Here is a 20825-nt window from a genome sequence, read left to right as displayed (position 1 = left end):
CTGATTATTTCAACATCCATCCGCGCCGGATAAACGGCGCAAATAATCGTCGATGAATTGCCGAGGCGCAACAAAATGCCGGGGCGAGATACCATTTTGCGGTAGCGACGCCAAGCCCGGTGCTGAGCGCAGCGACGATCACCGCACCCAACATATCCAGCGGAAAATGTACGCCAACATAAATCCGCGCCCACGCAACCGGTATGCCCATTAGCGTCAGCATCAGGCCGATTACGCGCAGACGCTGATGCAGCAAGAAACTAAACGCTACCGACAAGAGCAGCGTTAAATGATCGCTCGGGAAAGAAGAGTCGGCGGCGTGCGGCACAAAATTATGTCCCAGTCCCATCACGAACGGGCGCGGATGCTGCCATACCATGCCGATAAGTCCATTGATTAGCATCCCGAGGATAGCAGCGGCGGTCGCTTGCAACATGAATTTGCGGGTTTTTTCAGCGCCCGACAGCCAACCAACTAGCACTGCAATTGGGATCAGCCAGATCAATTGTTCAGAACATATTTTGGCGATCGTCAGCATGACCGGATCCGGATGCGCCGGTGCATTGATGAGCAGAAATAGCGCTTGATTCAGTTGTTCCATGAAACCTCAAATTAATAAAAGATGGTGCGACGGCAGCTGTAATCACAGCAGCAATGACCATGCTTGCGGGACGATGCCCGTGTCGATTGACCATTTACCGTGATTACTTGGTTGGGTTAATGCACAGCCTAAACGCCAACACTTAGCTGTCACTGAGGGTTAAGAGCAGGGGATAGACGGGGCGTAAAATCCGCGAAAAAGTGATGCGGAGGGGTAAAAAGTTGGTTTTCGAGAGCATTTCAGACGGTTTAGCCGCCAGTGAGGCCCGCGTGAAAATATTTTTTATGCTTATAGCAGCTTTCATTCAGCTTAAATCAGCAGCGTAGGATTTTTGTGATGCGTATCAGACCCCTATGTTTCTCCTAAGTTTCATTTGCCATAGTGCAAGCCGGTTATTTCGCATCCATCCCCCGCATTCGGAGAAAACCCTATGAACATGCCTGTGAATAAAAACACGGCGCGCATGCTGAACAAGGCACCTGAAATTACGTTAATTTTCTGGATTATGAAGATTTGTGCAACCACGCTGGGCGAAACCGGTGGCGACTTGCTATCGATGACGCTCAACGTTGGTTATGCGGTCAGTTCTCTTATTTTGATCGGGATATTTCTGGTCACCCTGATCGCCCAGTTATCCACCAAAAAATTCCATCCGATTCTGTATTGGACGGTGATTCTTTCGACCAGTACCGCAGGCACGACCATGTCGGATTACATGGACCGCACGCTGGCACTCGGTTACGCCAAAGGCACGCTTATATTGATCAGCATTTTGTTGGCGATTCTGGCGTATTGGCGCGTTAGCGAGAAATCGTTATCGGTTCAAAATATCAAGACTTTTAAGGTCGAACTGCTGTATTGGGCAGCAATTTTGTTCTCCAATACGCTTGGTACGGCATTAGGCGATTATTTGGCGGATAGCTCTGGCTTAGGCTTTGGTGGCGGCGCATTTCTAGTCGGCGGCGTCATCGCGTTGGTGGTATTAGCAGCGTTTTATACCAAAATTTCTAAAGTCCTTTTATTCTGGGTCGCGTTTGTATTGACGCGTCCATTTGGCGCAACATTGGGCGATCTGCTGACCAAACCGATCGCTAAAGGCGGGCTTAATTTCGGCACCGTCGGATCGTCGATGATTCTGTTTTCGGTGCTGGCCGTCTTTGTCATTTATTCGGTGCGGGACCACAAACGCACTATGCAGCGCATTCCGGTCGAATCCTGATGGCGATGAACAAAACGCAGCCTTAGCTTAATACGACCGTAGGCGGTTCCGATGGGATCGCCTTGAAACCGAGAGCGACAATAAAGTCATGGTTTTCAGCTACCTCAAATCGCATATAGCCGTGATGTGCGCGCATCACTTCTTCAACGATAGACAGGCCCAGGCTGGCGCCCAGACGGTCGCCGCTGCGGGCCGAGAATGGCTTGCGGATGCGATCCCAATCGACTTTGGCAATACCGGGACCGTCATCCCGCAGTTGCAGTTCCCAATACGCGCTGACCGGCACTATTTCCAGATGTAATCTGGTCGGTGCGCCATACTGCAAAGCGTTACCGAGAATGTTTTTTATCCCCTCACGAATACTCACCTTGTCGCCCACTATCAAACAGGGCACATCCGGCGCCAGCATCGCAATATCCAGATCGCGCTGCGCAAAATGCGACAACATCGCCGTCATTTCGTCTCTTGCCAGTTTCGCCAGATCCAGCGTCTCCATCTGCACCGAATCGGCCCGATGTTGCACCATGGCGTGATTGATTAATTGATTGACCAGCGTACCCAGATCATGGGTCCGCTCACTTAACCGCGCGATAGTACGCTGGCGTGCACCATCGTCAGTTTGCATCGATAACAATTCTGTCTGCGATATCAGAGCAGTCACTGGCGTGCGTAGCTGATGCGCGGCGTCGCCGATCACGCGCCGCATCAGTTCACGATGCACGGTCAGACGATGCATGAATTGATTGATGGAACTGATCAGCGGATGGATTTCGGCCGGTACTTCGATGTTGAGCGGCGAAAGATCGTGCAAATCGCGGCGCTGAATCGCAACCCCGATATTTTTCAATGGCGACAGCGCCTGATACAACGTAAACATCGCCGCAATCACCGTCACCAAGCCCATTACGATAATCACCAGCGACGCATTCACGGCAAGATTAGCGGTAAAAGACTCGCGCCCATTATTAGTCTGGGCAACCATGATCACCGCCCACGGATTTGGCCCCGCTACCGGCATGCGGCGGCCGATGATGGCGATGCTTACTGGCAGGCCGAGATACACAGCACGTATGACCAACGGCCCATCCGCCAGCTTGTTCCACGGGATAGGCAGCTTAAATTCGGGATCGCCTGCCACGGTCCGTCCATCAGGATCAATGACCGCGTAAAACACCTGATCGCCAGCGCTCAGCATTGAGAAGGCCGAAATCGGCGCATCGACATTGACCGCGCCGTTGTTGTACCAGGTGTTCTCGGCAATCGACAGCGCGCTGCCTGTCAGGATGCGGTCATAGGCAGCATTCGCAGCCAGCCGGGTAGAAAACCAGATCGCGATCAGTAAGGCAACCGCGCTGACCACAAGCACCAGCCCGACCCGGATAACCAGCCGCAGATAGAGCGAGCGTCCGAGGACGATCATTGCAGCACAACCTGATAACCGAGACCGCGCAAAGTACGAATCTCACAGCTTGCCTGCGACAGTTTTTTACGCAAACGCGCAATATATTGCTCGACCGAATTTGCGCTGGGCGTGTCATCGATGGTGAATAATTTATCGATTAATTCATCCTTGCCAAAAATCCGTCCGGGATGAGAAATCAGAATCTCAAGCAGCGTTATTTCGCGCCGCGTCAGCTCCAGCGGGACGTCATCCACCTTGACCGTGCGATTTTTGCGATCCAGCACGACATTGGCGCATTTCAACAAATTGGTTGAATCACCCGTGCCGCGTCGCAGCAAAACCCGGATACGGGCTTCCAGTTCGCGAAAATCAAATGGCTTCACCAGATAATCGTCCGCGCCAGCGTCCAGCGCGTTCACCCGTTCTTCAATTTCGGCGCAGGCCGTCAGCATTAATACTTGCGTTTTAAGCGGCACGCCACGCACGCGCTTTAGCAGCGCGTAGCCGTCCATCTCTGGCAACATCACGTCCAGAATGATGAGATCGTAATGCGGATCGATCACCATATTCGCGGCTTTGCGGCCGTTAGCCTCCCAATCCACGGTGTGTCCCAGGCGCAACAAGTGCGCCACTATTGCGTCGGCGACGTCTACCGTGTCTTCCACCAGAAGAATGCGCATCGTATTTGTCTCTTCAATTTCTACGTATGATTTTTATCATTATTTCCCGGCCGTTGCAGAAAAAAACGTCAGGTTCGTTACAGTTTCGCAGATTAGCATTAGTCTGTAGAAAAAATAAAATTATGGAGACTGAGATGATAAGAGACGACCCTGTCGTTCAAGGCGCCCCTGTTGCGCCTGCTGAATCGGCTACGCCCGCGCCGTTGCTGGAAATTGATAACGTCACCTTGCAGTACAAAACCAGCGATCATCTGGTCACGGCAGCGAAACAGGTGAGCTTTAAAGTCTATCCGTCCGACCGTTATATCTTGCTCGGCCCCTCCGGCTGCGGCAAGTCGACGCTGCTCAAAGCCATAGGCGGTTATCTGGAGCCGGTGCACGGCGCCATCCGTCTAAAAGGCAAAACGGTGACGCAGCCCGGCCCGGATCGGATGATGGTATTTCAGGAATTCGATCAACTTTTGCCATGGAAAACCGTGCGTCAAAACGTTGAATTTGCGTTGCATGCCAGTCGCCGCTTGCGTGGCGCAGAGGCAGCAGAGCGCGCTGCTTACTACATCGAAAAAGTTGGTCTGATCAAGTTTATCGATAGTTATCCGCATACCCTTTCTGGCGGCATGAAGCAACGCGTCTCGATTGCGCGTGGCATGGCGATGGAACCAGATGTGCTGCTGATGGACGAGCCGTTTGCCGCGCTTGACGCGCTGACGCGTCGCAAGATGCAGGACGAATTGCTGCGGCTGTGGGACGACACCCGTTTTACCGTGTTATTTGTCACGCATTCGATTGAAGAGGCGATCCGTATCGGTAACCGCATCTTGTTATTGTCGCCGCATCCGGGTCAGGTCAAGGCAGAGCTCAACAGCATTCCGCCAGAAGAGATGGGCACCGCCAGCCAGGCGCAGCTAGAAGCCAGAATTAATGACATGTTGTTCGGACATTGAGATTAGCCATGAAAATATCACCCGCCATTTCGTCAGCCCCAACAACGTTGTCTACTTTATATGTACGCCCCGAATACGTCCTTGCGCCAGAGCGCGCGGACATCACAGAGGTCCAGCGACCTTTATCGTTTTTTGAATCCCTATACCGTCACGGCTGGCTACGTAAAATTGTCATTCTGCTATTTCTGGCAGTCATCTGGGAAATGTATGGCCGCTGGCTAAATAACACGTTGTTATTTCCGAGTTTTTTCCAGACAGTGCAGGCATTCTGGGACGGCATCATTAGCGGTGTCTTGCTCGAAAGAGCCGCAGTCTCGCTAAAAACTTTGTTAATCGGCTACGGCCTGGGGATTGCGTTGGCGACTTTGCTCACAACAGTTGCCATCAGTTCACGCATCGGTACGGACTTCTTAGAAACGCTGACCTCGATGTTTAATCCGCTGCCAGCGATTGCGTTATTACCGTTGGCGCTGATCTGGTTTGGATTGGGCACGGGCAGTATTATTTTTGTATTGGTGCATTCGGTATTGTGGGCGGTGGCGTTGAATACGCACAGCGGTTTTCGTGGCGTATCCAATACTTTGCGCATGGTCGGTCAAAATTACGGCCTGAAACGTTTCTCGCTAGTTGCCGCCATTCTTATTCCGGCGGCATTTCCAAGTATTCTGACCGGTCTTAAAGTCGGCTGGGCCTTTGCATGGCGCACCTTGATTGCGGCCGAACTGGTATTTGGCGTGTCGTCCGGCACCGGCGGTCTCGGCTGGTATATTTTTGAAAATCGCAATCAACTTGAAACCGCAAACGTTTTTGCCGGGCTATTTTTTGTCATCATGATTGGGTTATTTGTTGAGAATTTTATTTTTGCCACGATTGAAAAGCGCACCATTCGTCGTTGGGGAATGCAGCAATAAAAGATTGGTATTTTAAGCAAAGTACCTCAGTAATCATTAAAAAAATCAGGAGACAAACATGCAGCGCAGAACATTCAGCAAACTAGTCGTCGCCGGGACATTAGTCCTGTCCAGCCTATCAACATTCATGAGCACCGCCCGCGCAGAGGCGTCAACAATCAGAATTTCGCACGGATACGGGATTCTCTACCTGCCGCTGATGGTGATGCGCGATCAGCAGTTGGTCGAAAAACAGGCGAAAAAAATGGGCATGGGCGATATCAAAATTAATTGGTTGCTGCTCGATGGCGGTAACGTGATTAATGATGCGATGCTGGCCGGTAATCTGGACATCGCAGGGACCGGCGCCCCGGGCTTCATTACGTTATGGTCCAAAGCGCAAGGCATTCCGCGCTCGGAAGTAATCGGTCTGGGTGCGCTAAGCACATCCTCGCTCTGGCTGAACACGAATAATCCGGCGATTAAATCGCTGAAAGATTTCACGCCTAAGGACAAAATAGCGATTCCAGGTATCAAGACATCGTTGTCAGCGGTCGTATTGCAAATGGCTGTCGCCAAAACATTTGGCGCAGAGAATTACGCCAAGCTCGACCCTTTGACGGTTAGTCTGGGACACCCGGAAGCGGTGGGATCGCTGATGTCTGGTAAAACAGAAATCACAGCGCATTTCACATCGCCGCCATTTTCATATCAAGAGCTGAAAAATCCAAAAATTACTCGGGTATTGAGTTCTTCAGAGGTATTGGGAAATATTACGTTGGATGTTGTGTTTGCGCTCAAACAATTTACTGAAAATAATCCAAAATTGGTGCAGGCATTTATCGCGGCGCAGGAAGAAGCCAACACCTATATCGAAAAAAATCGTAAAGGTGCAGCAGATACGTTTATCCGGGTGTCTAAAATCAAACTGACGGCTGATGAAGTTGAGAAAATGTTGGCAGATCCGGATATTCAGTTTCACACTACACCGAACAGTTTGATGCAGTACGTGCAGTTTATGGATAAAGCAGGGACTATTAAAACTAAGCCGGCTAAATGGTCGGATATGTTTGTTCCGTCGGTGCGCAGTCGGGCGGGAAGTTAACTAGTAACAGGCTGTAGAACGAAGATTAAAACAGCGTTAGAAATATCCTGCGGTCAGGGTATTTCTGCGCTGATGGCATAAAGCATCGGCATCAATACCAGTTGATGAAATTATTGAAATCACAGAAATGTGAGCGAAAAAAATCCCACCACACTGTTGTTCAACAGTGCAGCATCGGCTTAAATTTCATTAAAATGGCGGCTAGATTTGTCGCGTTGCGGCTCGTTTTTTACGCACATCGCTGACGCCGATCAATGCTGCACATTCAACGGCACTATGGACATTCTCACGCTGGAGCCTGTCAGATTTTCTGTGTGAACGGGGTTATGAAATAAAACCGAAAAACTCTACAAAACCCCACCTCATGCATCTGAATGAAAACTCTTCCCCAAAGAAACCGGCTGATTCAACAATATAGTCTTAGGATCACGACAAATAATCACCAGCACCACCACAGTAGCTACATACGGCAGCATAGACAAAAACTCCGAAGGAACACCCAACCCAAATCCCTGCGCGTACAGCTGTAAAACAGTCACTCCGCCAAACAAATAAGCCCCCGCCATCACGCGCAGTGGCTTCCACGTCCCAAACACCACCAACGCCAGCGCAATCCACCCTTTACCAGCAGTCATCCCCTCCACCCACATCGGCGTTTGAACAATAGATAAATAAGCCCCCGCAATACCCGCAGTAGCGCCGCCAAACATCACCGCCAGATAGCGAATAAAAATTACCGGATGCCCGATAGCATGCGCAACGGTAGGCGATTCCCCCACCGCCCGTAGCTTCAATCCACTATGGCTTTTAGTCAAAAACCAATACACCGCGCCGCCCAACACCAGCGATAGATAAATCATCACGTCATAGTGAAAAAATAGCTGCCCGAGTACTGGCAATGTCGACAATACCGGAATCTCAATCCCCTTCAATCCCGGAATCGGTGTCCCCGCCAGATCGTGCCCGACAAAAGCCGACAATCCAATCCCGAACAGCGTCAACGCCAACCCGGTTGCGACCTGATTGGCCTGTAACGTCAACGTCAAAAAAGCAAAGATCAGCGACAACGCTATCCCTGCTGTAGCCGCAGCGATAAAGCCCAGCGTCGCGCTACCGCTGGCCAGCGTCGCGGCAAATCCCGCTACCGCACCGACCAGCATCATGCCTTCAATCCCCAGATTAAGAACGCCGGCCTTTTCAACAACGGTTTCACCCAACGCCGCATAAATCAATGGCGTCGCCGCAACAACCGTACTGACAATAATAGGAAGAACGGGGCTAGCAGGATTCATGCTGTTTCCTTGATGGCGGCGGCGTTAGAAGCACTAGAAATTGCGCGGACGGTGCTGACATTCTTTAATTTAAACGTAATGAATAAGTCGGCTGCCAGTAAATAAAACAACAGCAAACCCTGAAACAAACCAGTAATCGCGGAAGGCAACGCCATCTGCATCTGCGCCGATTCGCCGCCCAGATACAACAGCGACATCAGCAATGCGCCAAGCACAATCCCGACCGGATGCAAGCGCCCAATCCACGCCACGATAATCGCCGCGAAACCGTAACCGGGCGAAATTTGCGCCTGTAACTGACCAATCGGCCCCGCGACTTCGCATAAACCCGCCATTCCTGCCGTCGCGCCGCTAATCATCAACGCCACCCACACATTGCGTTTGTTAGAAAATCCCGCATACGCCGCGGCAGCAGGGGATAGCCCAGCCACTTGCATCCGATATCCAGCGAAAGTTTTACTAGAAAATAACCATGATGCCAGCGCCAGCACCAACCCCAGAATAAAGCCCCAATTAGTCCGCGTGCCTTCGATCAACAACGGAATCAAATGCGCATCGCTGAAAGTTTTGGATTGCGGAAAATTAAAACCTTGCGGATCGCGCCAGGGCCCATGCACCAGATACGACAACAGCAATTGCGCGATATATACCAGCATCAACGTGACCAGAATCTCGCTAGTATTGAAGCGGTTGCGCAGAAACGCCGGTATCGCTGCCCACGCCATGCCGCCCAGCGCACCGGCGACAAACATCAGCGGCAAGCCCCAGATTGCGGTGCTGTCACCCAGCCACAGCGCCACGCCACCACCAGCAATGGCACCCATCGTCAGTTGACCTTCTGCGCCGATATTCCAGACATTGGCGCGGAATCCCAGCGCCAGACCCAGCGCGCACAACAACAATGGCGTAGCTTTTAGCAATAATTCGCCGACCCCGTACACGGTTTGTAGTGGCTTGATAAAAAACACGTAAAACGCTTGCTGCGGATCTTTGCCGAGGATGGTAAAAATCACGATCCCCGTCAGCAGCATCGCCACCGCAGCAATCAGCGGTGAAGCCACTCGCATCATCGGCGACGGCGCCGCACGTCGTTCAAGTTTAAGCAAGATGATTCTCCTGATTGATGGAAACTCCGGCAGCGAGGCCGGAAGGTGACTCGTTGATAGCGTCTGGCGGCAGCGCGTCAAATTTGCCGCTCATCCAGTTGCCGATTTGTTCGATGCTGGTATCTGCCAGTCGCACTGCTGGCGATAAGCGACCTTCGGACAGCACGCAAATCCGGTCACTGATGGTGAACAATTCTTCCAATTCTTCGGAGATCACCAACAACGCCACACCTTGCGCACGCAGATCGATTAACGCTTGCCGAATCAACTGTGCAGCGCCCACATCCACGCCCCAGGTCGGTTGCGCCACAATCATCATTTTTGGATTCAGCATGGTTTCGCGGCCGACGATGAATTTCTGTAGATTGCCGCCCGATAAACTGGATGCAGCAGCATCCGCGCCGCTGCATTTGACGCCGAAGCGGGCAATCACGTCTTGTGCAAATTGTTGAATCGCACCGGGTTGTAGCAGTCCTTTGCGCACCATGCCGTGGCGCGCGCCAGTCAGCAAGGCGTTCTGCGCCAGACTCATACTGGGCACTGCGCCGCGCCCTAAACGTTCTTCTGGCACAAACGTCAGGCCGTGCTGTCGTCGTTGGGCTGGATTCAAACGTCCGACCGATTCGCCCATCAGCACGATCATCGGCGCTTGCCCAGTCGGCGTGTCCGTCAGGCTTTCGCCAGACAATGCCGCCAACAATTCTTTCTGGCCGTTGCCGGAGACCCCGGCGATGCCCAGAATTTCACCGCTGCGCACGTTCAGGCTGATGTTTTTTAGTGTGGTGCCGAACGGGTCAATTGTTCCCAGAGATAATTTATCCAGCGCCAGACGGACTTCGCCAGTGGCTTGCGGGGTCAAATGGCATTCGGCCAGTTCGCCGCCGATCATCATCCGGGCCAGACTGTCGTTGGTTTCGTTTTTTGGGATAGCGGTGCCGCTGACGCGCCCGCCGCGCAAAACGGTCGCGGTATCGCACAGGGCACGGATTTCATCTAGTTTGTGGCTGATATATAAAATGCTGCAACCTTCCGCCGCCAATTGGCGCAAGGTCGTAAATAAGGTCAGCACGGCTTGCGGCGTCAGGACCGAGGTTGGCTCGTCCATGATCAACAGTTTTGGCTGCTGCAACAGGCAGCGCACGATTTCCACTCGTTGGCGTTCCCCGACCGACATGCTGTGGACTAGCCGATGTGGATCAATCGGCAGGCCGTATTTTTCTGATACTTCCTTAATTTGCACCGCCAGCAAAGCCGGAGCGACCTGCACATCCAGCGCCAGGGCGATATTTTCAGCGACAGTCAGCGTCTCAAACAACGAAAAATGCTGGAACACCATGCCGATGCCCAAACGCCGGGCCTGCGCCGGACTGGCGATATCCAGATAACGTCCCTCCCACAAAATGCTGCCTGCATCCGGTTTGGTGACGCCATAAACGATCTTCATCAGCGTACTTTTTCCCGCGCCGTTCTCACCCAGCAACGCGTGAATCTCGCCGGGCTGGACGCTCAGGCTGATCCCGTCATTAGCGACTACGCTGGGATAGCGTTTAGTAATGTCGTTGAGGACAAGGCGTGGCGGCAATGCGGATGAATCCGGCAATAGGTCCATGGGAAGGTCCGTTTAAGAGAAGTAAACAGGACTTACACAAAATCGCCCCAGCGGCGTTGCGCTGTCCTGGCAATCTACGCGGTCCGACCGTACTGTCTTTGTCGGCACGCGTTGCTGGGACAAATTTTGTGTAAGCCCTAAAAATAGAATAGGAAGCAACCCAGGGGAAGTGCAATTGTCATGCCAGAGCCGAAATTGCTGCGGTAAAGCGCGGCAAAAATCGCCTGATCAAGCATGCCGATGCCGGGGCAGCAGGCTGGAAATAGACAGTTTCGCCCGATTGTCATGGTGCGATGCGATATATTTTGTCGACAATATTAAACAAAAATTTGTCACAAAATAACTATAAATTGGTGAATATTCGCTATTCATATTTGCGACTATTGCACCGTAACAGCGCATTGATAATTTACAAGCGCCAATTTAATGCAAAAAATAACAAAGGCCGCACCGATTATCAGCATCCATGCGCCCGCTGAGGCCGAATAGTTAATTTTTGCGCCAGTTTATGATTGGCAACAATTGGCACGGTAATTGCTGTCAAAACATTTAAGAATTTTAAGCAGAGCGATTTGCGAAATGACCTCAAATTGGACTGCGCGCTATTTTTAAATGTTGTAAATCTCGTAATAAGGGGAAATGAGGCTCCTTAACTCCTTAGTGATCCACTCTCTTGGAAACACATCATGGCAAAGCAAGCAGCAGTAAAAATCAGCAAGTTCGCGGTCAATGTATTAACAGTGGCTGCAGCGCTGGCGAGCGTTCAGCAGGCCAGCGCTGCTGAATGGAGCGATACCTCCATCGGCTATCGTTACGGAACGAATTTTGCTGAGCCGTATGTCGGCACCGGGATTGCAAAGAGCATTATCGATATCCAGCATGCTAGTGGTTATAAGTATGGGACGAACTTTGTGAACGTGGATTTGTTGCAGTCCGATAGTAAGGATAGCAATGCGCAGGAAGCCTATATCGTTTACCGGAATACGCTGGATTTGGGCAAAGTAAGTGGAAAAACCTTGTCATTCGGTCCGGTGCGTGGGCTTGGTGTGACGGCTGGGTTTGATTGGAATACTAAGAACGATCCGGGTTATGCATCGAGAAAACGTATGTTGGTGTTGGGACCGACGTTGATGATGGATGTGCCGGGTTTTTTGAATGTCAGTTTGTTGCTGATGCGTGAGAGTAATCAGCCGGTCGGCGTGACTAGTCGGTATACCTACGATACGCATCCGATGCTGAGCCTGGCCTGGGGAATTCCTATTGCTTCGACCGGGTTGGCGTTTGAGGGATATTTCGATTACATCGCGGCTAAGGGTACGAATGAATATGGTGGCGGGACTGCGCCGGAAGTGCATTTCGATGGTCAGATAATGTATGACTTGGGGACGCCTTTGGGGATGGGGAAGAATACTTTGCGGGCTGGTCTTGAGTATGAGTACTGGCGCAATAAGTTTGGTACGCCTTCTACTGTTAAGGGGTCTTTGGCTAAGACGCCTATGGTTCGGGTCGAGTATCACTTTTAAGGTTTGTTGAGAGCGTATTTGCTGCGTGGGGGCTTTGGGTTTGGTGGTTGCTTAGATGGGATGTGCTCCGTTGATGCAAGCCGGGGGCGGCCCAGCCGCTAGTCACTTTTTCTTGCTTCGGCTAGGCGCCCCCACAGAAAAAGTGACTGGCTGTCGGGCCACCCCCGACAAAGCCTCCACGGAGCGCCAACCGTGTTATCAGCCACAAACCGATATCTAAACACCAAAAGGAGTTCTGAATGTTTCAATTACGTTCTACATTAATCGCCCTGGCAACAGTCACCACCCTAACTCTAGGCGTGCTACCAACAGCCAGCGCCGCCGAACCATTAAAAGTCGCGTTCGTCTATCTAGGCCCAGTCGGTGACGGCGGCTGGACATTCCAACACGACCAGGGCCGTCGCGCCATCGAAAAAGAATTCGGCAACAAAATCAAGACTACTTATGTAGAAAACGTCCCGGAAACCGCCGATGCCGAACGCGTCATCCGCCAACTCGCCGTCGATGGCAATCAGCTGATATTTACCACCTCATTCGGCTACATGGACCCAACGATCAAAGTCGCCAAAGCTTTCCCGAAAGTCCACTTCGTCCACGCAACCGGCTACAAAACCGGCCCCAACGTAGGAACCTATCAAACGCGTTTCTATGAAGGTGCCTACCTCCTCGGCATCATCGCCGGAAAAATGACCAAAACCAATACATTAGGTTTTGTCGGTTCATTCCCAGTCCCGGAAGTCGTCCGCAACGTCGACGCCTACACCCTCGGCGCAAAAAGCGTCAACCCTAAAATCAAAACCAAAATCGTCTGGGTGAATACCTGGTATGACCCAGGCAAAGAACGCCAAGCCGCTGAAACACTGGTCGCTCAAGGTGCCGACATGCTCGCTCAAAACACCGATTCCCCTGCTGTCGTGCAAGTCGCTGAAGAAAAAGGCGTCCACGCATTCGGCTGGGATACCGACATGGCAAAATACGGCCCTAAAGCCCACCTCACCGCAAATACTGAAAACTGGGGTGTGTATTACAGCCAGGAAGTAAAACGCGAATTGGCCGGCACATGGAAACCAGAAAAAACACTCTGGGGTATTCAAGAAAATCTAGTCGTCTTGTCACCTTTGAATCCTTCGGTCCCAGCAGATGTCGTCGCACTTTTCAATGAAAAGAAAAAAGCCATCGTTGATGGCAAGTTGCTTCCTTTTGGCGGTCCGCTAAAAGACAACACCGGTGCCGTTAAAGTAGCTGCAGGTGCAGTCTTACCGATGGGCGATTTGATGAGTATTAACTGGTTGGTCGATGGCGTAGAAGGCACACTGCCGAAGTAATTATTCGTAAAAGGGGCCGTGGCCCCGCGCGGTAATATTCTTCGCCCCGGTGTGGCAAAAAACGGGGCGAAGACAGGTTTATTTTAGCGATTTCGATCATACTAAAGGGCGCTAAAGCGGCCTTAAACACTACCGGTAGACAGGCGCATTATCAATTGCCAAAGTATGATTAAACAGCATAAATAAGCCCCAGCAATAAGCCACAAAAACGACGATTTCTAATCCGATCAATATGAATAAAACAGCCAAACAATTGCACGTTGCCACCCCCACGGCAGGCAAACCACAAAGCAATACGGAAGATCGGATTTACCACGATATCTATGATGCGATCATGGAGCATCGTCTGCCACCGCGCACTAAACTGACCGAGCAAGTTTTATGTCAGATTTACGATACCGCGCGCCATACAGTGCGCAAAGTGCTGACCCGCTTAGAGACTGAAGGTCTGGTCGAGCTGGAAGCCAATCGCGGTGCGTTTATCGCCAGCCCCACCAGCGTGGAGGCCAAAGATATGTTTGAGTTGCGCAATATCATCGAACACGCAGCACTGGAAAAAGTTGCTCATAGCGCCACGCCCAAGCAATTAGCCGCGCTGCGTAAAGGCGTCGATGACGAGCGCGCCGCCTATCTCACTGGCGATCGTCCGCGCTGGATACGCTTGTCCGCGCAATTTCATCTGGAGTTGGCAGAATTAACCGATAACGTGCTGTTGGTCGGCGTACTGCGCAAGCTGGTTTCGCGCACGACATTGCTGATCGCCAAGGTCGAAGCGCCGGGGCAGAATGCCTGCTCTTTCGATGAGCACGAAAGCGTGTTGTTGGCGCTGGAAAGCGGTGATGCCGCCTTAGCCCAGTCGCATATGGCGCATCATTTACGCAATTGCGAGGCCAGAGTTCAACCCGAACCGACGGCAAATTTTGACCTGCGGGCAGCTTTGGGGAAACCGCCTGAATAAAGTGATAAATTCGGCCAATAAAGTCAGGCTATAAATTCAGCACATAAAACTAGAATCAATCTTTACCCAAACACATGCCGTTGCCGCAAATAAGCACTTCCTTCCCTCCGCGATAAAGTCTGCATCTTCATCGCAAAATGGCACAACTCAGCCACATACGCATCGGTTTGCAACGGCAAAAACGTACTCAGCGTAGCCTGTTCCGCTGGTGCAAAAACCGTCCGCAGATGCGCATTTTCGATGGCTTTTATCCGATCGGCGCGGTACAACGGTTTGTCTGCGCCTGCGATTAGTTGTGCCGCTTACCTCAGCGCAACCATCCGATTTTGCATGATCTGCGCCATCACCGCCCCTTATTCCAGCACTGCCAAATCACCTTGCAGCAACGCGTTGTAACTATGCATATCCTCACGTTCTTGCGGATTGGCGCAGCTGAATCCAGCGGAGTTCCTTAGCGCGCCCAAATGCTGCGGTTTTTAGAAATTTGTCTAATCTCACTTGTCCAGAATGCGGCATGTTTTCTTTAGCGCACACCAGCAAAATTCGCCGCTACGCCCCACAAACGTGACGATTTTTCTCTAAGAAAAAGATAAAAATCCACCTTCGTTAAAATAAGTTTACTCAAAAGAATAAAAGGTGCATCATGTGAACTATTAATTCTCACTGGTGGATAATCATGACACGTGTTCAGCCTCAGTCTCTCCCGCGCCGTTACACGCTATCACTATCGTGTCCTGACAGTGTCGGTATTGTGGCTGCGGTGAGCAGTTTTGTTGCTGATGCCGGGGGATGGATTACTGAGGCTAGCCATCATGCTGATGAAGTAAACAAGCGGTTTTTCATGCGTCAGGAAATTCTGGCTGATTCGATTTCTTATGATATCGATGCCTTCCGGTCGCGTTTTGCCTCCATCGCGCACGATTTTTCGATGCATTGGCGAATTGCTGATTCGGCTAAAAAGAAACGCGTAGTCTTGCTAGTTTCCAAGCAGGAACATTGTCTTTACGATTTGCTGGCGCGTTGGCAATCGCAAGAATTGGATATCGATATCCCCTGCGTGATTTCAAATCACGAGACGTTCAGAGGATTGGTCGAATGGCACGGAATTCCTTTCCATCACGTGCCGGTGACAGCGACCAATAAAACCGAAGCCTATGCAGAAGTAGCGCGGTTGTATGACGAAGCGCAGGGCGATGTGATGGTGCTGGCGCGTTACATGCAGGTGTTAAGTCCAGAGTTATGCGCTCGTTATCACGGCCAGATCATCAATATTCATCATTCCTTTTTGCCGAGTTTCATCGGCGCAAAACCCTACCATCAAGCATTTGAAAAAGGCGTCAAATTGATCGGCGCGACCTGTCATTACGTCACCGAAGAGTTGGATCAGGGCCAGATCATTGAGCAGGATGTGAACCGCATCGATCATTCCGATAAGGTCGAGGATTTGGTGCGCTATGGTAAAGATATTGAGAAGGCCGTGCTCGCACGCGGCCTGCGGTATCACCTGGAAGACCGCGTATTAGTACATGGCAAAAAGACCGTTGTATTTAAATAAAAAATGTACGTAAACGCCCCAGCGGCGTCTTTCCCTTTAGCCAGCGCGGCGCATGATTTAAGCCTGCGTCTCGGCAACCAGTATTACCGACCCGTCGTCGGCTGAATTTTTTCACAAGTTGATTGCTGCAACAACTTTGCGTAATTCTTAATAAGGAAATAGCGATGCCTTGGCGACTCGTACGTTTTGCCCTTTCAAAGAAGCATCCCGAACCGCGGATGTTTGCCGAGCCCGGAGAGCTTAAATCCAGTTACGACGCAGTGATTATCGGCGGCGGGGGACATGGGTTGGCAGCGGCCTATTATCTGGCCCGCGATCATGGCATGACGAATGTGGCCGTGCTGGAAAAAGGCTATATCGGCGGCGGTAATACGGGGCGCAATACAACGATCATTCGTTCCAATTATCTGACCCCTGAAGGCGTTAAATTCTATGACACCTCGGTCGATCTCTGGAAGGATCTGTCGCAGGATTTCGATCTGAATCTGTTCTATTCCACCCGTGGGCATTTTACGTTGGCGCATACCGATTCGGCATTGCGCACGATGCGCTGGCGGGCCGAGGTCAATAAGCATTACGGCGTTGATTCTGAAGTTGTGGGGCCGAGCGAGATTCTCAAAGCTTGTCCGCAAATGGATATTACTTGCGGCGGTCACGCGCCAGTGTTGGGTGCGCTTTACCATGCGCCAGGCGCGGTCGCACGGCACGATACCGTGGCCTGGGGTTATGGTCGCGGCGCTAGTTTGCGCGGCGTAGAAATCCATCAGCAAACGCAAGTCATGGGGATTGATGTGCAGGGCGGCAAAGTACGCGGCGTGCAGACCGATCGCGGCTACATCTCGACGCCGAAAGTGCTCTGCGCGGTGGCTGGATCGACCCCGCGCATGACCGATATGGTCGGCCTGCGCACGCCGATCTATATTCATCCATTGCAAGCGATGGTCAGCGAGCCAATGAAGCCGTGGCTGAATCCGATTCTGGTATCCGGCAGCTTGCATATTTACGTCAGCCAAAGCGCCCGCGGCGAACTGGTGATGGGTGCGTCGCTGGACCCGTATGAAGTCCATTCAACCCGCTCGACGCTGGATTTTGTTGAGGGTTTGTCGGCCCATATGCTGGATATGTTCCCTTTCCTGTCGAACGCAAAAGTAGTGCGGCAATGGGCGGGGATGGCAGACATGACGCCGGATTTTGCGCCGATCATGGGCAAGACGCCGGTAGAAGGTTTTTATCTCGACGCCGGTTGGGGCACGTGGGGATTCAAGGCGACGCCGGTCTCCGGCAAAACCATGGCGTACACCCTCGCCAATGACCGCAACCATGAACTAATCGAAGGCTTTTCCCTGTCCCGCTTCGCAAATTATGCGTTGACCGGCGAAAAGGGTGCCGCATCGGTGGGCCACTAATATGAAAATAATGACTTGCCCCATTAACGGGCCGCGCCCGATCAGCGAATTTGTCTACGGCGGTGCGTTCCGTCCGATGCCAGATCCCGACGCTGCCAATGATATTCAATGGGCCGACTATGTATTCAATCGTAGTGGTGCTGCGGCGGTGAAGATTGAATGGTGGTGCCATTCACCCTCTACAACCTGGTTCATGGTCGAGCGTGATACTGCGCGCGACGTGATTTTGCGCAGTTTCTTGTATAGCGATGCCGCCATCGAAGGAGCACCGAAATGAGGCTGCAACCCGTCACCGGCGAATGGATTAACCGCCAAACCACTGTCGAATTTCAATTTGAAGGCCAGACCTATCGCGGCTATGCTGGCGATACGATTACCAGCGCGATCTGGAGCGCCGATACGCGCTTGCTGGGCCGCAGTTTTAAATACCATCGTCCGCGTGGCGTGCTGTCGCTGGCGAATCACGATATCAACGTGCTGATGCAGGATGGTCAGCGTCTGAACGTGCGCGCCGATGTAGAACCGATTCCGGCCAACCGGGCATTAACGGCGGTGAATACGTTTGGCGGTCTATCGGCAGATTCGGGCCGTTGGCTAAATAAAATGTCGGCATTTTTACCGGTCGGTTTTTATTACAAAGCGTTCCATACCAAGAAATTATTCCCGATGTGGGAAAAGGTTTTTCGGCGTCTGACGGGACTAGGCGAAATCGATTTTTCGACACCGCATCGGCGCACACCGAAGTCTTACGACTTTTGTGATGTACTGGTGATCGGTGCAGGACCATCCGGACTGGCCGCTGCATTAGCCGCCGTCAAAGCCGGTGCCGAAGTCGTGATCGTCGATGAAAATGCGCGGGCTGGCGGCAGCGCCGGTTATCAGCGCGGTGGTTCATCGGTGAGTTTCAAACGGATCGAAGCATTGCTGGCTGAAGTCGCCGCCGAACCGCGTATCCGCTTGCTGGAAAGTACGATGGCCGGGGCTTATTACGCCGACCATTGGGTACCGTTAATCGATGCCGAGAAGCTGACCAAGATGCGCGCCAAAAGCGTCGTCGTCGCCAGCGGTGCATTTGAACAACCAGCCGTATTTCATAACAACGATTTGCCGGGTGTGATGCTGGCTTCCGCTGCGCAGCGTTTGATGTATCGCTATGCAGTGCAACCGATGCAGCGCGTGGTACTGCTTGTCGCGAATGCCGATGGCTATCGTGCGGCACTGGATCTGGATGCGAACGGCGTACAGGTCGCAGCGCTAGTCGATATGCGGCCCAATCATTTGATGGCGGAACTGGATATTGCGGTGCTGAAACGCGGCATCAAGATTTTCCGCAGCCATTGCGTACTGGAGGCGGAAGCCGCAGCTGGCGGCAAGGCAGTCGGCGCAGCGATTATTTGTCCGATTGATCGCAAAGGTGCAGCCAATCCTGCCGAGCAAGTCCGGCTGGAATGCGACGGCATCGTCATGAGCGTTGGCTGGGCACCTACCGCCAATTTGCTGTATCAGGCTGGCACCAAGATGCAATTTGCCGAGGCCACGCAGCAATTCGTGCCTGAGCAATTACCGAACGGCGTATTCGCCTGTGGTCGCGTCAACGGTGTGTATGAATTTGAACGCAAGCTGATCGATGGCGAGCAGGCCGGTCGCGCTGCTGCTGCCTATATCGGGCATGGTACAGCGCAGGTTGCACGCGCCTTGCCGGAGATCGAATCGCCATCGCATCCGTGGCCGATAGTCGCGCATCCCAAGGCCAAGAATTTCGTCGATTTTGACGAGGACTTGCAGCTGAAGGATTTTGAAAATGCGGTGCAAGAAGGCTTCGACAATATTGAGTTGTTAAAGCGTTACACCACGGTCGGCATGGGGCCATCGCAAGGTAAACATTCCAACATGAACGCGCTGCGGATTCTGGCGCGGCTGGTCGGTAAAACGCCGGGCCAGGTGGGGACGACGACTGCACGCCCATTCTTCCATCCGGTGCCGATGTCGCATCTGGCCGGACGTGGTTTTACGCCAGAACGTTTGACGCCGTTGCATCATCAGCATCAGCAATTGAACGCGGTATTTATGCCTGCTGGCGTCTGGCAGCGTCCCGAATATTACGCCCGTGTAGGACAGGATCGGACCAGTTGTATTCGCGCAGAAGTGGCGGCTGTGCGTAACGGCGTCGGTATGATCGATGTCGGCACACTGGGCAAGATCGAAATCTATGGCCCCGACGCAGCCGCCTTTTTAGAGCGGGTATACATCAGCAGTTACGCCAATCTGAAGGTCGGCATGTCACGCTATGCGGTGATGTGCGATGAGTCCGGTGTCGTGATCGACGATGGCGTCGTGGCCCGATTGGGCGAGCAGCATTTTTACTTCACCACGACCACTTCCGGCGCGGCTGAGGTATATCGCGAACTGACGCGCTTGAATATTTTGTGGGGGATGAACTGCGGTCTGGTGAATCTTACGGGCGCGATGGCGGCAATGAATCTGGCTGGGCCAAAATCGTTGGCGGTGCTGGAACAACTGACCGATCAGGATTTGTCATCGACCGCCTTCCCTTATCTGGCGGTACGCGATGCCACGGTAGCGACGATTCCTGTGCGCATCATGCGGGTTGGTTTTGTCGGTGAATGGGGCTATGAAATCCACGTCCCGGCGGAGTATGCCAATACGCTGTGGGAAGCACTCTGGGAAGCCGGAAAAAGCGCTGGCATTTGCGCCTTTGGTGTGGAAGCACAACGGCTGCTGCGATTAGAAAAAGGCCACATCATTATTGGTCAGGATACCGATGGACTGACTACGCCGTTTGAAGCCAATCTGCGGTGGGCGGTCAAAATGAATAAGCCATTTTTCATCGGCCAGCGCAGCTTGGGAATTGTCGACCGCAAACCATTGCGGCAAACGCTGGTCGGCTTTGTGCTGGGTGTGGGCTATAACGGCACGGTGCCAAAAGAATGCCATCTGATTATTGAGCAAGGCGAGATCGCGGGCCGTATTACCAGCATCGCCTGGAGCCCTGGTCTTGAGCGCTTTATCGGTCTGGCTTTCGTGCGGCCGGATTTGTCGACGGTAGGGCAGTCTGTATCGATTCGTTTGAGCGACGGCGGTCTGGTGACGGCAACGGTGCATGAAACACCGTTCTACGATCCTGCCAATGCCCGTCAAAAAAATGTGCGTGAAGAAACCCGGATCAAGGAGGAAGTCGTATGACAACCG

The 20825-nt window shown here is 52.4% G+C and carries 17 protein-coding genes; 11 read left to right on the top strand and 6 right to left on the bottom strand.

Translation table 11 applies throughout. From position 1 onward, the window contains the following. Positions 1 to 4: 4 nt before the first annotated feature. On the bottom strand, positions 5 to 601 hold the full coding sequence (locus C7W93_RS18110; RefSeq protein WP_108441653.1) for a phosphatase PAP2 family protein: 597 nt from the start codon (positions 599 to 601) through the stop codon (positions 5 to 7). A 466-nt stretch (positions 602 to 1067) separates the two neighbouring features. Here C7W93_RS18110 and C7W93_RS18105 point away from each other — a divergent pair, with 466 nt between their 5' ends. Next, positions 1068 to 1820, top strand: coding sequence for a hypothetical protein (locus tag C7W93_RS18105; protein WP_108442206.1), 753 nt, complete (start codon positions 1068 to 1070; stop codon positions 1818 to 1820). A gap of 22 nt (positions 1821 to 1842) precedes the next feature. Here C7W93_RS18105 and C7W93_RS18100 read toward each other — a convergent pair whose 3' ends face one another. Together C7W93_RS18100 and C7W93_RS18095 are read right to left on the bottom strand one after the other, a co-directional pair. Next, entirely contained in the window at positions 1843 to 3240 is a 1398-nt protein-coding gene (locus C7W93_RS18100) for a sensor histidine kinase (RefSeq protein ID WP_108441652.1), read from the bottom strand. Continuing rightward, a complete protein-coding gene (locus C7W93_RS18095) occupies positions 3237 to 3902 on the bottom strand; it encodes a response regulator transcription factor (protein WP_108441651.1) in 666 nt (221 codons plus the stop codon). Before C7W93_RS18095 ends, C7W93_RS18100 begins: the two co-directional genes overlap by 4 nt. Before the next feature lie 134 nt (positions 3903 to 4036). Between C7W93_RS18095 and C7W93_RS18090 the strand changes: the two genes are divergently transcribed. The 3 genes from C7W93_RS18090 to C7W93_RS18080 are packed head-to-tail and all read left to right on the top strand — an operon-like array spanning position 4037 to position 6841. Beyond that, a complete protein-coding gene (locus C7W93_RS18090; RefSeq protein WP_201747285.1) occupies positions 4037 to 4846 on the top strand; it encodes an ABC transporter ATP-binding protein in 810 nt (269 codons plus the stop codon). Positions 4847 to 4854: 8 nt separating this feature from the next. Then, the gene (locus tag C7W93_RS18085; RefSeq protein WP_108441650.1) at positions 4855 to 5757 is read left to right on the top strand and encodes an ABC transporter permease; all 903 of its coding nucleotides are present in this window, start codon (positions 4855 to 4857) and stop codon (positions 5755 to 5757) included. Positions 5758 to 5815: 58 nt separating this feature from the next. Continuing rightward, complete coding sequence (locus tag C7W93_RS18080) at positions 5816 to 6841, top strand: ABC transporter substrate-binding protein (protein ID WP_108441649.1); 1026 nt, start codon at positions 5816 to 5818, stop codon at positions 6839 to 6841. Between the two features lie 362 nt (positions 6842 to 7203). Here C7W93_RS18080 and C7W93_RS18075 read toward each other — a convergent pair whose 3' ends face one another. Genes C7W93_RS18075 through C7W93_RS18065 form a run of 3 tightly spaced genes read right to left on the bottom strand, consistent with a single transcriptional unit; the run spans position 7204 to position 10848 of the window. After that, positions 7204 to 8133: an ABC transporter permease gene (locus C7W93_RS18075; RefSeq protein WP_108441648.1), complete on the bottom strand. Its 930-nt coding sequence runs from the start codon at positions 8131 to 8133 to the stop codon at positions 7204 to 7206. Beyond that, positions 8130 to 9200 (bottom strand): ABC transporter permease, encoded by a 1071-nt coding sequence (locus C7W93_RS18070; protein ID WP_201747315.1) that lies wholly within the window; start codon positions 9198 to 9200, stop codon positions 8130 to 8132. The genes C7W93_RS18075 and C7W93_RS18070 overlap by 4 nt, the downstream gene beginning before the upstream one ends. 31 nt (positions 9201 to 9231) lie before the next feature. After that, the gene (locus tag C7W93_RS18065; RefSeq protein WP_108441646.1) at positions 9232 to 10848 is read right to left on the bottom strand and encodes an ABC transporter ATP-binding protein; all 1617 of its coding nucleotides are present in this window, start codon (positions 10846 to 10848) and stop codon (positions 9232 to 9234) included. A 686-nt stretch (positions 10849 to 11534) separates the two neighbouring features. On the opposite strand from C7W93_RS18065, the gene C7W93_RS18055 reads away from it, so the two are divergent. The 7 genes from C7W93_RS18055 to C7W93_RS18020 all read left to right on the top strand — a co-directional run bounded on the left by C7W93_RS18055 (position 11535) and on the right by C7W93_RS18020 (position 20819). Next, a complete protein-coding gene (locus C7W93_RS18055) occupies positions 11535 to 12371 on the top strand; it encodes an outer envelope protein (RefSeq protein ID WP_108441644.1) in 837 nt (278 codons plus the stop codon). A gap of 239 nt (positions 12372 to 12610) precedes the next feature. Further along, entirely contained in the window at positions 12611 to 13696 is a 1086-nt protein-coding gene (locus C7W93_RS18050; RefSeq protein WP_108441643.1) for a BMP family ABC transporter substrate-binding protein, read from the top strand. A gap of 232 nt (positions 13697 to 13928) precedes the next feature. Beyond that, positions 13929 to 14654, top strand: coding sequence for a GntR family transcriptional regulator (locus tag C7W93_RS18045; protein ID WP_108441642.1), 726 nt, complete (start codon positions 13929 to 13931; stop codon positions 14652 to 14654). 676 nt (positions 14655 to 15330) lie between these two features. Further along, positions 15331 to 16209 carry a formyltetrahydrofolate deformylase gene (gene purU, locus C7W93_RS18035; RefSeq protein ID WP_108441640.1) on the top strand — a complete coding sequence of 293 codons (879 nt, stop codon included), beginning with the start codon at positions 15331 to 15333 and terminating at the stop codon, positions 16207 to 16209. A gap of 164 nt (positions 16210 to 16373) precedes the next feature. Then, complete coding sequence (locus tag C7W93_RS18030; RefSeq protein WP_108441639.1) at positions 16374 to 17615, top strand: FAD-dependent oxidoreductase; 1242 nt, start codon at positions 16374 to 16376, stop codon at positions 17613 to 17615. 10 nt (positions 17616 to 17625) lie between these two features. Then, positions 17626 to 17892, top strand: a complete 267-nt coding sequence (locus C7W93_RS18025) for a sarcosine oxidase subunit delta (protein WP_225869928.1) — start codon at positions 17626 to 17628, stop codon at positions 17890 to 17892. Further along, entirely contained in the window at positions 17889 to 20819 is a 2931-nt protein-coding gene (locus C7W93_RS18020; RefSeq protein WP_108441637.1) for a glycine cleavage T C-terminal barrel domain-containing protein, read from the top strand. The genes C7W93_RS18025 and C7W93_RS18020 overlap by 4 nt, the downstream gene beginning before the upstream one ends. Positions 20820 to 20825: the final 6 nt, after the last annotated feature.

The organism is Glaciimonas sp. PCH181, assembly GCF_003056055.1.
GTDB lineage: Bacteria > Pseudomonadota > Gammaproteobacteria > Burkholderiales > Burkholderiaceae_D > Glaciimonas.
This window is presented reverse-complemented; position numbering and strand designations above follow the sequence as displayed.

Bases quoted from the DNA above. Each gene is read 5' to 3' on its own strand.
- C7W93_RS18050 (WP_108441643.1), top strand. From the start codon at position 12,611: ATGTTTCAATTACGTTCTACATTAATCGCCCTGGCAACAGTCACCACC.
- C7W93_RS18020 (WP_108441637.1), top strand. From the start codon at position 17,889: ATGAGGCTGCAACCCGTCACCGGCGAATGGATTAACCGCCAAACCACT.
- C7W93_RS18100 (WP_108441652.1), bottom strand. From the start codon at position 3,240: ATGATCGTCCTCGGACGCTCGCTCTATCTGCGGCTGGTTATCCGGGTC.
- C7W93_RS18090 (WP_201747285.1), top strand. From the start codon at position 4,037: ATGATAAGAGACGACCCTGTCGTTCAAGGCGCCCCTGTTGCGCCTGCT.
- purU (WP_108441640.1), top strand. From the start codon at position 15,331: ATGACACGTGTTCAGCCTCAGTCTCTCCCGCGCCGTTACACGCTATCA.
- C7W93_RS18070 (WP_201747315.1), bottom strand. From the start codon at position 9,200: ATGCGAGTGGCTTCACCGCTGATTGCTGCGGTGGCGATGCTGCTGACG.
- C7W93_RS18030 (WP_108441639.1), top strand. From the start codon at position 16,374: ATGCCTTGGCGACTCGTACGTTTTGCCCTTTCAAAGAAGCATCCCGAA.
- C7W93_RS18025 (WP_225869928.1), top strand. From the start codon at position 17,626: ATGACTTGCCCCATTAACGGGCCGCGCCCGATCAGCGAATTTGTCTAC.
- C7W93_RS18085 (WP_108441650.1), top strand. From the start codon at position 4,855: ATGAAAATATCACCCGCCATTTCGTCAGCCCCAACAACGTTGTCTACT.
- C7W93_RS18110 (WP_108441653.1), bottom strand. From the start codon at position 601: ATGGAACAACTGAATCAAGCGCTATTTCTGCTCATCAATGCACCGGCG.
- C7W93_RS18080 (WP_108441649.1), top strand. From the start codon at position 5,816: ATGCAGCGCAGAACATTCAGCAAACTAGTCGTCGCCGGGACATTAGTC.
- C7W93_RS18055 (WP_108441644.1), top strand. From the start codon at position 11,535: ATGGCAAAGCAAGCAGCAGTAAAAATCAGCAAGTTCGCGGTCAATGTA.
- C7W93_RS18075 (WP_108441648.1), bottom strand. From the start codon at position 8,133: ATGAATCCTGCTAGCCCCGTTCTTCCTATTATTGTCAGTACGGTTGTT.
- C7W93_RS18065 (WP_108441646.1), bottom strand. From the start codon at position 10,848: ATGGACCTATTGCCGGATTCATCCGCATTGCCGCCACGCCTTGTCCTC.
- C7W93_RS18045 (WP_108441642.1), top strand. From the start codon at position 13,929: ATGAATAAAACAGCCAAACAATTGCACGTTGCCACCCCCACGGCAGGC.
- C7W93_RS18095 (WP_108441651.1), bottom strand. From the start codon at position 3,902: ATGCGCATTCTTCTGGTGGAAGACACGGTAGACGTCGCCGACGCAATA.